Genomic DNA, 12,641 nt, shown 5'->3' with positions numbered 1-12,641 from the left:
CGGGACGTTCGGTTCAGGGTGCCATGAACCGAATCGACAATAGAAAGACTGCCTTAGGATTCTGGTTCATGGCAGATTTATATTAAACAAAAAGTTAATGGTGTCGTCCCCATCGTCTAGTCTGGTCTAGGACATCAGATTTTCATTCTGACGACTCCGGTTCAAATCCGGATGGGGACGCCATTTTCAGTCTGTATCGTCACGCCGGATTTGAAAGGGTCGGTTCCCCCGCCGGGAGAAAGACCCGGGGCGGGGTCCCGCCCAGAGCAGGACAAATGGCGGGAAAATCCGGATGGGGACGCCACTCTGTTTCGCTACGGACTTAGACTGCAATGAAACTTCATAGCAATCGGCTGGGTAATCAGTATCCGCAGACGCTGCAAACACGCATATAGTTTACATCCTAAAAAATTATAAAGATTCTACGCAGGAATAGCAGATAACCTGGGAAGGCGCTTAAAGGAACGCGATTACTTTAACGGCTCTACAGGCTATGAGATTGCCTGCCCGTCTGAGTCAACTGCAGAATGACACTTTATATGTTAGGCAAATAAAAGTTAGAAATTCTAACTTGACATACTTTCCTACTTATGGTATACTTCTTATGGAGGTGAGAAAGATGACTATCACAAAGTTAAAGGCCAAAAATCAGCTGACTATTCCGAGCGCGGTAGTGAAACGGCTGCATTTAAAGATGGATGAGTTGTTCGCCGTGGATATCGAAGATAATTATATAAGACTCACTCCCGTGAAGGTCGAGCCGCGTTATGCCGCAGAAGAGCTTAAGGCTGTCGATCATATCGTAGAAAATGAGAAGGGTAAGGCGAAGGTCGTAAAGCCGGGGAAGGAGTTCTCTCGCTATATTAAAAAGGTAACCAAGTGAAGAGAATTTTAATCCTTTCATCTTTTGAACGCTCAGTTAAAAAACTAACCCGTCAAGATAAAGATAATCTTGCCGAAAGCTTAGAAGGCTTTAATTCATTTCTGCTCTCAGGAGAAGCTCCTGCCGGACTCGGTTTTAAGAAAATCAACCACTATAAATATGAGTTTCGCATTGATATAAGGTTACGTGTGGTCGTCAAGGTAGAAGGCGGGGATTATTATTTGGTGTTAGCCGGAAACCATGATGAAGTAAAGAGGTATTTGCGTCATTACAGAGTATAGTGACGCAAAGGTAAGCATTTTAAGTTTTGAATGGAATATCGAGGGACTGCCGCTAAAAAGACGCCAACCCGGGCAAAAATTTCAAGCGGGGCGAAGGACCTATATCAGCTCACCTCGTGGCCTCCTGCCACCCCAAACCATAAAAAATATTGTTTTTATATATTATCGCCATCCTGTTAGTAATTCAAAAAGTAGCTTTCTTTTTCTTGACTTAACGGAATATTATGATATAGTTAATTATTCATATTAGATTAAGATTATAGATAGTAAGGTATAGTGTATTATCTTCGGGCAAGATCAAGAATCTAAATTTGCGGCCGAGGCAATAAGAAGAAAACCCCATGATAGCATGTAAAACTACACGTAAATTCCGGATTAAGATAACAGCCATAGCCGTAGTGTGCGTATTTTTCGTTAATACCCTATCCTTAGCCGCCGACAGCCCCGATACATTAGCGGTTACCGCGGGTGATGCCGAACTATACAACGAGATATCTGAATTTATGCAGCGAAGATACGATCTGCATAATGACGCGTCAATAGACCCGCTTATCAAATCTCACATCGATAGCATATACTCACTTACGGGAAGGATCGATCCTATCCACGAATTCGCGGCTGAACGAGAAACTATTAGAAGGGCCCTGGAAGAGGCCCTGGTAAATAGCGGCGCAGAAGGCCTGTTACACAGGTTAGAAAATGAGACAAGCGTATTCAATAAAGCTACAGGCAAGATAGAAATAGGGGCCCAGATACAGCTACTAATCCTGAAAAACAACGAGAAATTCTCCGTATTCGAAGGGAAAGAAGTCCGGGGTCACGCCTCGAATAAATATCTTACGATATTTGTCAGGGAAAACGAGTTATCCGACATTAATGCAATAGTCGGTAAGATATTCCATGAGATAAGGGCGAGATCCCACAGGCCCGACCAGGAACTGAAAGAATTCGAGAAAGTTAACCGAAGAATAGAGCTGGAAGTAAAAAAGAACGGACGGATTTTAGATCCCGCGCTTAGAAACGAGTTTGTCCGCCTTGCCTTTCCCGTAGACCTGGATATAATGCACAGAGATTATACGACAACGGATGAGCGGAGTTTTGATGGTTCGTTGAAAGGGAAAAAGAAGACCGGTGTAAGTAAGTGGGATTTATTGGAACGATTTAGAGATGGGCTCACCACTTTGTCCGAACCGGCTATTGCCAGGCTAAGAGAAGAGAGATCGTTGGGCGCGCGAAGAAGTATACTTGTAGCATCGGGGTTAGGAGTTGCCGCCGCCATCGACGGCAAATTTTTAGCGTCGGAACTGGACAGATTTTTACAGCTAAGACAGCCCGCTCCTGCCGTTCCGGCCGCGCCAAGCCGCCCTTTCTTATATACTCTAAAACCCGGCAGGCATCTTATCGCGCATATGGCAGATGACTTTGATTTTATAGTAAAGATGCCAAAATCCGGGAAAACGCTGGATTTCGTGTCGCGCAACTGGTTGGGCAGGGGGTATAAACTGGCCGGGGAGAGGCTGGGCGGCCCCGCCGTCCCGACCATGGTTATCGACGCTATGGACGGCTCAAAGAAGCCATTCAGCTATCTTGTGGAAAAGAGCGGCGCCCGGAAAACCGACCTGGCCATTATCCAGAAAAAAGTGGTCCCTGTTTTTGAGCGCTTGAAATATCTTGCCAAAGAGAAAAGGGTATCGGAAGCCGAAGATCTTATCGACAAATATAAAGAGTTCGTTGTCGCGATGTTTAGGAGAGGTGTGATGGATTTCGACTTCACTTATCCGTACGGAAACTGCGGCGTAGATCCGGAAACCGGCAATATATATCTTTTTGATTTCGGGGAGTTGGACGGAAATTCCGGGAACGTCGAAATGTTCCTGGAACAGCTCGGCGTAACCAACAAATATTTCTATGATGACCTGAAGCAGTATACAAACGATGAGATAGCGGCCTATTATGGTATTTCCCCTCTACAGATGAAGGACTTCTTTACGGAATCCGGAGAATCCCTTTTCGGCGTTGATCTTAAGCCGGGAGAGGAGGGCAGAATTAGGATGTCTTTTTCTTACAGCGAGGAGCAGATAAGGCGTATTTTTATGAGCCACACATTGAACGAAACACCGGATGATGATGTAATATCCGGGCGCGGGGATTTGGCTAAAACCGCGCCGGCCAAAAAACCCGCGCGAAGGCCCGGCGATCCGTACTATTTCGCGCACCCGGACAGCGCGCCTGAACCGGATCCCGATCGCGAGATCATTCCGTCGCCCAATAATCAGCCCCTGCGCGCTCCGCGGCCGGAACCCCCGCGGCAGTCAGGGGAAGAAGCGCAGGAAAAGGTCCGGGTGGCAAGAGAAGAAGCGGCCGGCCAGGACACCGAGGCGGCACAAAATGAATCGGCCGTGGAAGCGCAAAATCCAAATGCCATACCAATAGAAGCCGCCGATATTGAATGCGGGGAAAGATTGACTCAGGAAATGGTGGATAGCTTTGCGCCCGCAGCGCAATATTCTGCCGAATTAGATAATATTACCGGAAGTGGATTCTATCATGTTATATACGCTGCTCTACTTGGAATCCGTAACAGTTTTAATGCCGGAGCGAGAATGTCTACCCTTGATAGGGCATCCAAGATGTTATCAGATACAAGGACATTTCTGGGTATAATAAATAATTTTCTTAAAGTTACGCAAAATGAAAATGAGCTTCTGGCATGGCTCCACGACTGTCTGGGAAAAGGAGTAACAACAGAATATTTCCATGGTCTGGCTGTAGAATTTGTTAGTGGTAGCCATTTACAAAACCAGCAGCTTCAACATCTATTTCAAGGTTTTCATGCTACATTTGAAAAGAATGGAAAAGAACTTCTTCCGATCATTGATCGCCTCATTCAGAGAAATAAGTCTCAAGCTACATCTCCAGCCAGTCAGCCGCAGGCGGTACGAACTGGTGCTGTGACGGAAAAGGAACAAGAAGATTTCTTGTATGGCGAAGGTCATGATAAAGTTCCTGTAGATTTGGAATATCTTAAAAAATTATTACCTTTATTACAAAGCCCATACCTTAGAATGAGGATGGGGGGCGCATTAATGCTCGCCAATATAGCTTATTACGCCCACGAACATAATGATAATAGACCGGAACTACAGGGGCTTTTCAATCAGGCTCTGCCCCTTCTAATCTCAAATCTTGACCACGAAGATGCTACTGTACGTGGCAATAATGCCAATGCGCTCGGTCAATTAGGCCCTATCGCCGGTCCGGCTATCCCTAAGCTAAAAGCGCTTTTAAGAGATCCTGAACCAATAGTCCATAATTCCGCTTATGATGCACTCCATTATCTTGGGTTTGGTATAGATGAATTGGATAGAATAGCTCCATTTGCACCGGCTGCAGAAAGCGAAATCAGAGTCGGAGCGGCTTATCGTGCGGATAAGGTTATTGAGTCTTCGAATGGTACGGTAAGTGAGAATGCGTCATCGAAAAGGCAATCACTGCTTAAAGGCAAAGCACCTTCGAGACGCAAACCAAAGAATTCACCCGGCGGTATAGACGGCTTCTCAAAAAGATTTGCTACAGGATATGGAAGCGATGAGAATACATCCAGAGGCGATGTGGTACAAAAAAATATGGCATCTAAATGGAAGACCGAACTATGGAATCTTGAGACCTGCAAAAATATGCTGGCTAAAATATATGACGATAATTACCGAGGACATGGGGCCAATACGTGGCGGTTAGCTGCGAGCGCTGCTGCACTATCGGAAGACGAACAAAAAGAACTGCTTGCATGGGAAAAGTCATTATTAGCTGCTTCTCACCGCATAGGGTTTGCTGCAAACCTTATAAAGGAGGGCAAGCGAAATCTTTATAGACCAATTTATGATTTATGTGATTATCTGTACGAAGAGTTTTACGAGAGGTTGCGATATAGGCCACTTGATATTATGTATATGCCAGAACACGATGAAGAGAAGTTTGAGACGATGCTCAATATATCCGCCCGGCATCGCGTATTGGCAAATGGAACGGGTAATACGCGAAATGCATCTACCCGATATGAAAATATGGATGTGAGGTTGTCGGAAGAGAGGTCGTTATTAAATATTATATTAGAGAAAGAAGTTAAAAGTTTTTCAGGTATCGGGATGTTAATACCGAACTATTTATGGGCAGATCCATTTACAAGCACGGTTTATGGTCCATATTATGTAATATTTAAAAGATCCGTTCCTATCAATGATGGGCATTCGGGCATGCATACGGTTATTGTGCCGGAGGAAGACCATGCAATTTATCTTGTGCCTCGCCCAATAGACGCGGAGCTTATTCGCGGTGGAATCGCGAAGGCCGTTGAACTAAGAATCATTAGCGAAGATTATGCAAAGAAGGCCATTTCGAAACTAATGACTTGGGACGAATTTATTGCTGATGAGGAATATATAGATGAAATTGTGGACGGCCGGCTCATACCAGCCGCTGCGGCGGAAAGCGAATTAAGTAGTGTGTCCCCAGAATCGGCGGAATTTGCAAATAACCCTAATACTGTTGCCTCAGACACAACATGGCAGACAATCGTTAATACGGCAAAGAAAGACGGTATTGTTTTTGTAACGGCATTACCCAAAAGCGGCAAGACCCACTATGTTTACCAGCATCTTAAAAATAGAGGCGGCCGATTTTTATATGCCAATTTGAGTACAACGAATAACTCCGAAGACAGGCTTATCGCTGATTTGTGCTCATTCTTTCACCTGCCGAGAGAGCGCATTTCGAATCTCGATGATTTTACAAACGCCTTAAAAGAGAATCTCGGAGACGGTGTTATTGTTTTGGACGAAGTTGGCGAAAAACTTCTTTCTTCTCAAGGCTCATTTTTTGATTTCATCAAAAAGTTGGCCTTTGAATATAAAATCCCGATCATATTGTTAAATCCCGCGAAATTTCCTTATTTACCCCGGCAAGTTAAAAACCTTGAAGAAAATGCAGGAAAACAAATTAGGCACGTTAGTTTGTCTTTGCCGACCCCGGATGAATATCAATCCGTTTTTCAATCCATTATTCGTGAGGAACTAAGACATCACAGCGCACCATACGACACTAATATACAAGATAAGTTGATGTTTCAAATGCAGAAAATGGCGAATTATTTCTACGACCTCACCGGCGGACATGCCGGCATGACTAAAAATGTTCTCAGCTTGGATTTTTTAGGCCCGGACGGCTTTTTCTATGAAGGAATCAGCAGGAAAACCACCACTATCGATGAGCTCGTGCGTCAATTAGATGTAATTCAATCCTCGGTTCAACTAATCGAGTGGTTGGAAAAGCAGCATCGTTCTCGCAATATTTATGGCGCGAATTTCGTAACTATGGTTCTCGGCGAGCCATTTGATTTAACGCGAAAAGACGATCCTCTTATCTTGGTATTAAATCGTTTTATCGAAAGGAAAGCGATAGCAGTCGCAGACCTTCAGTCCTGGCAGCCGAATGAACGAGACAGCGCTCAACTGCTTATTGACTATGGAATCTTAAGAGTTCAGGAAAGTCAAGTTAGATTTGTATCGAACTATCTTCCTGTTGCCGGCCCATCGCAAGACGTTGACAGCCGTATCGATTACCGCGGCCCGCGGGGAGATTCAGGCGGCTATCTCAATAAGCTAATCTATGAGGCGGCGCAAGCATTTAACGAAGGCAGGTATGAAGAAGCAAGAGATAAGGCAGGGGAAGCGGTGGATTGGTTTGACAAGCTTGATGCTGCGCAAGACGATGACGATCCCTATTGGGCCCGCCAGGTAACTTTGGAAGACCTTGATAACCGCGGCGCAGGCGCAAGCGATTGTAGCGAGACTGAAAGACGCAAGGCGGAAGAGATATTGGCAAAAGCGGAGGCGGCAATACCACAACCCCATCACTATCTTATCGATAGCATTAATAAAGATAATCCCGACCGGTCAATCATATGTGACGCATGTATTTATATAGAGCCAGTCCTAACGCCGTATGCCGAAGAATTGCAGCGTTATATGAAAACATTAACGAGGGAAAACCTCGACCCCCTAAAGATCAAACAATTGGAAGAAGGATGGGAGAAATGTCGAGATCGTTTACGTCAAATCAAAGACGCTGCGGCACGCACGATCATTAGCGACGCTTTCTGCCAATCAATGATCGCGCTTGATTTGGAAAATTTATTAGAAATATATAATGAAGACAGGCAAGTTAATGAAGCGGTGAGAGGTCGATTGGTTAATCATAGCGGTGTTTGGCTTGCAAACCTGGAATATTTGAAACAATATGCGCAAATCGCGAAGCTGGAAACCGCGCCACAGCAGCCGAAGCCGGGGAAAAGTGCGGGAACGCGGCAGAGAGAAGGCGCCCGGCCGCCGCGGGAAGATGTTCCAGCCTCGAATGACGTATATCCGTTATCCTTGTCGGAAGCTATGGCCAGGATGCCGTATATTCCCGAATGGCTCGATCAGCCGGCGCTTACCGGCGGCCGGACGCCAAGACAGATGATTGTCGAAGACGAGGAATTAAACGTGTTTATTGAAACACTCGCCCCACAGCTTGACCGGATGGAGAAAGAGTCTCTCGTTCTTAACCACGGTGTATTTACGAATTCATATGAGGACGCCGATCGGATACTTCAAGGAGGCTTCCTGCCGGAAAGACTTAGCGATGTCGGATGGGGTAAAAGCCTTTGGGCGCGCGAAGGCCCTTACGGAGGCCCAAAGGTTAGCCGTATGCCGTATTTTAATATGGAATTTAGAGGGTATGCATTGGAAGAAACCGGCCCAAATTCAGCAGGCGCCAAAATTCTTGCATATGTCGACGCGCGTTATATGCGGCGTTTTCCTGGACTAAGGACTTTGGACTTCTCGAATAGCGCGTTATCAGGCTACATTTATGATTTAATCTTAAAGGCGTGGGGTATCGATGCAGTGTGGTACAGGCAAGAGGAGAGGCGTATCTTTGAAATCAAGGAATTCAGAGTAGGCAGAGCCGTCAAAAACTTGCAATTGATGACAGGGCAGGAAGAGAAGACTATGTCAGGGGTCGCGCCTGCCAATTCTTCTAAGGATCTTCTATTGAGATTAAAGGATCCCGACCGTGAAATTAGAGCCGCTGCAGTTGAAGAATTCCGCAGCCGTTCTCCCAACGAAAAGCAGGATATAAGCTCACGTTTATTGGCTACGATAGACCAGAACGGCCCGGCATATTTATATACTTTAGAATCGGTTAGCGCTATAGCCAGTTTGGTACCGGACAAAAAACTCATTGTTAATACCTTCGTAAAGGCACTGAGAACCGACGAAAGACATGATGTTAAACGGACGGCTGTACTGGCTTTAGCTAGATTAGGCTACGAAGCAAAGGATGCAATCCCTGCCCTCGCGGAAGCTTTACAGTCAAGTACGGACTCATATTTAACCGGGGAGATTGTAAAATCCCTTGCTGAAATTGGCCCGCTTTCGAAGGCCGCAATCCCAGTGCTCTTAAGCAGGCTTAATAGCCTAAATACACAATATGGCGGAATGAGCGACACCGATCAGTGTATATATTGTGATGCTGTAAAAGTGCTAGGCAAGATCGGCTCTGAAGGATTGGTGCCTTACTTATCGGAAGTCATGTTTAGTAAAGGCGCGGACGTAAATCTTAGAGACGCAGCAATGGAGGCCTTATGGGAAATATATAGCGAGGAAAGCCTGGAGGAAGGATTGGCATCGGAATCCAAAGACGGTTGTGTTGTTATAAAAGTTAACAAATTGACACCCCTTCATCTTAAAGCAGCTCTTCTCGAAGGCTCAGGTAAAATACTAACGGTTAATGGAGAGCGATTGGATTTTAGGAAGTATTTCGACATAAAGGATAATCCGCATGTCAAAGCCAATATCAGGTACATTTCGCTGGTATTTGCAAAACTGATACTCCATCAATTGAAAAAAGTAAATATGTGGCCGGGTGAAACTTTTACACTTGAATACGAAAATCGGAAGGAAGATACAAGGTCAGATATCAATATTACGGTTTGCGATGTTTCTTCAGGGAGATTATCGTTGGAGTTCGGAGGTGAAAGACACACCATAAGAGTTAGTGATCGGCATCTGCCCTCCGACACTTGGATGGTAGAGTTAGAAAATAATAAGATGGCCATCGAATTCAATCCTAATAGCTTTGGATCTGAAGAAAAGATTGAGTCGATCCCAGCTGCATCTCCTGCCAGACAGCAACAGGCGGAGGAAGCGGAAATCAGAACACGCGCCCGCAAAGCTTTAAGACACGACCCCACCCAAGAACAATTTGCGGTGATCTGGCAGGCTCATCTGGCTGAAGCAAAAGGCGAAACAGGCAACATAGGCTATCCTGACCCGAAGGATGGTATATATCGTCACGGCACGCTTTCGCCCGGCACAAAACAAATGAAATACAATATTTTAGCGGAAAGCGGTTGCTTTAATAAGGACGAGATCAAGGCATTATTCGATTATGGCGCGTGTGGCGATGAAAGCGAAACTACATCTGATGCGGCGAAAGAATATATTTATCCCGGCGATCCGCGCTTTATAGCCAAAGAAAGAATTCGAGGTTATTGGGTAACGGTACCTTCTCTCCTGAAGCTCGGGCAATACGATAAAGACGTTCCCTATACTATAACCATTAACCTTCTTCGCAATATTTATATGTATAGATCCACGAGTGACGGGTTAGAAAGGCCTCCCTACAGGCTTTATTATACGTTGTATGCGAATGACGATCACGGTTATCACTATGAACGGAAGATAACTATTACTATAGAGCCAGACCATGCGAAAGAGGCCTATTTATTTAAGCCGACGCGTGTCGCTTTCGACGAACAAAAAGAACCGGCTCCTTTTGAACAGTGGGTCATCGAAAAGATCATGGAAAATGTTTCATTCGCAGTCACCGGCGATACGCGAAGATTGCGTAATGTAATCGGACGCGCTGAATATAGAGATCGGATTCATTATACAGATAGGCGATTTAACATATTGGTCATGAAAGACGTTCAACAGGGAAGAATGCTGCCTACGCTGACAACGGTTCAATGCTACGAAGTCAGCCGCGGCGGCAAGACGCAAAAACCATTGCTTAATGAGATGATGCAGGTCGATGTTCCGCTGTATCTTCCCGCCGATGAATTGGCAGATAAGCTGGTATATCTGATGGAGTGGGATATGAACGCGGCGTGGTTTCAAAAGATAGTGTACCATCTGGCCCGCTGGTATTTGACGATGCCGACCGTTGGTCAGATGCCCAACAGGGTACCGTATAGGTCTAGCGCAGACAAAGATGATGCAACATCCGGCAATGCGGAACCTGGACAAACAGAAACCAAAGCGCGGTCTCGTAAGGCGTTAGGCAGATATCCTACATCTCAAGAATTCGTAGCAATCTGGTGGGCTCACCTGACTCAAGCGCCAAATGAGTCAGGCACTATAGGCATGCCCGATGCCGATGACATATACCGTCATAGCACACTTTTGGATGAGACAAAACAAATGAAATATGCGGTTCTGGCAGAGAGCGGATTATTTAGTAAAGACCAGATCAAGCGGTTATTCGACTACGGCGCGTGCGGCGATGAAGAAGAACCCGCATCCGCCGCCGCAGCGGAAAGCGGATCAAGTAGTGTGTCCCCAGAATCCGAAGGTAGACTGCTAAAGCCAGAGAAACCGAAATCCGAGACAGTGGAAGACAGCAGAACGTTCCAAGACAGGATGACCGCAGAAGCTCTGATAAGTCCGGATGAATTTGAAGAACGGCTCACAAGGATCTACGAACTTGATAAAGAGCATGTTTGCAAGGGGTCTGTCCGATACCAAGGGAAAGATTATCAATATACCATGACTGCCACAGATCTTTATAGATACACCTGGCATTTTGGCCCAGCTTATTTCCGGGCAGGAGATATTTTTGTTTTAAACGCGGCGGTTTTACCCAAACCACGAGAAGCCCTCGGAGAACTCCTCGCGCTTTATCCAAAAGTAATTAAGCTTTATGAGACACGATCCGACACGGGAAATGGAGGATGGCTGCCTTATACTTATCGTGACGATGTCACGGGCAGTCCTTATTATCTGCCTCACACTATAGGATTATTGATTGCCATGCAAGGAAATCAGGACGCAATTAACGGCCATACTTTTATTGATGCTTTCTCCCGAAACGGCCTGATGGCTAACGCCGCCTACTTACTTGGGGCAAGCGATGCAGTTATCATTGAGAATGACGAACAGCAGATCTCAACAGATTTACTAAAGTTCAGAATACGATCTAAAGAACTACCGGAGCATACGGACTTGATCCGCGCCAACCTGGCGATCAATGGTAATTCAGACACATGGCGATCCAGAATTTACTACGCTACAGTGCGAGAGGTCCCTGAAAGGAATTTTAACAATGCCGTTTTAGCCTTCAGTGAATACGATTTCGGGTTTGGCTATCAGGAAAAAAGTCAAACTGAACTGGCCGAATTAAGAAGAAACGCGCCTCATTCTTATTCGAGATGGGGATGGAATCCTGATACGCCGGAAGGGAAAGCGGTGATGCTTTCGGAGAGGGAAAGTCTACTACGCGATATTTGTGAAGCTTTCACCGGACTTCGCAGGATTATAGCAAGCGGTGGAACAGAGACAAGACAATTAGAGGATTATGGCGTGACGCAGAAACTTATAACAGAAGCTGAATCCCTTGGTTTAAAACTGCACTCAAGATTTGAAATTACTCAACACACTGGTTCTTTTGATGATTTAATGATGACTACGCATCGATACGCTCTAGTCATGCCTACGTTGACGTTCAACAAACCAAACACGGCCGATTTTAACTCTACCACACGCCAATCGATTAACGAAGCGTGCGCGCTCGTCAAAGAGATATTCGCCAGGGTAACCGCGCCAATTAACTTTCCTCTCATAGCGCAGGTAATCAATGAACATAATGGCGCAGAAGTAATAGCTGGCGATAAGATCAAGGATGGAAAGATTGGATTTATTTTTTCGGAGATGGCTACGTTCGGGGATGATAAAGACGAAGCGGATGACCGGCAAGGTTTATATGCGGTACTGCTTGAGCTTGCGAATAGAGGCATCAAAGCAGCGGTTCTCTCGAGTAGAGATCCGGAGAAACGCGCAAATCAGGAAGCGTTAATAAAGGAGCTGAACCACAAGATAGATATAGACAAACCCGAGAGAAGAATACGATACGGAACAAGCGTTGAGGAGATATCCGGCCAATTCGCCGATTTAACCATAGGCAGACCCGCAAGATTCTATTACCTGAAGACCAATTCGGAAGATCCCATACCCGGCGTCATCGATTCTATCAACATCATAGTAAGAGAAATAATCGATATCCTCGGCAAGGTTTGCGGCATATTTGAGCCCGCGAAGATCGAACAGCTCCACAGGGCCGCCCGCGAATGCGCTGAAGCGATGTAGAGATCGCGCATATCC

General features: G+C 45.7%; 3 protein-coding genes and 1 tRNA gene. All 4 read left to right on the top strand.

Going from position 1 to position 12,641, the window contains the following annotated elements; genetic code table 11:
- The first annotated feature begins 105 nt into the window (after positions 1–105).
- The 4 genes from WC592_06635 to WC592_06620 all read left to right on the top strand — a co-directional run bounded on the left by WC592_06635 (position 106) and on the right by WC592_06620 (position 12,626).
- Positions 106–183 (top strand) — tRNA-Glu (locus tag WC592_06635).
- 436 nt (positions 184–619) lie between these two features.
- Complete coding sequence (locus WC592_06630) at positions 620–883, top strand: AbrB/MazE/SpoVT family DNA-binding domain-containing protein (protein ID MFA4982126.1); 264 nt, start codon at positions 620–622, stop codon at positions 881–883.
- The gene (locus WC592_06625; GenBank protein MFA4982125.1) at positions 880–1,164 is read left to right on the top strand and encodes a hypothetical protein; all 285 of its coding nucleotides are present in this window, start codon (positions 880–882) and stop codon (positions 1,162–1,164) included. Before WC592_06630 ends, WC592_06625 begins: the two co-directional genes overlap by 4 nt.
- Before the next feature lie 341 nt (positions 1,165–1,505).
- Positions 1,506–12,626 carry a HEAT repeat domain-containing protein gene (locus WC592_06620; GenBank protein MFA4982124.1) on the top strand — a complete coding sequence of 3,707 codons (11,121 nt, stop codon included), beginning with the start codon at positions 1,506–1,508 and terminating at the stop codon, positions 12,624–12,626.
- Positions 12,627–12,641: the final 15 nt, after the last annotated feature.

This window comes from Candidatus Omnitrophota bacterium (assembly GCA_041648975.1).
Lineage (GTDB): Bacteria > Omnitrophota > Gorgyraeia > 2-01-FULL-45-10 > 2-01-FULL-45-10 > JAQUSE01.
This window is presented reverse-complemented; position numbering and strand designations above follow the sequence as displayed.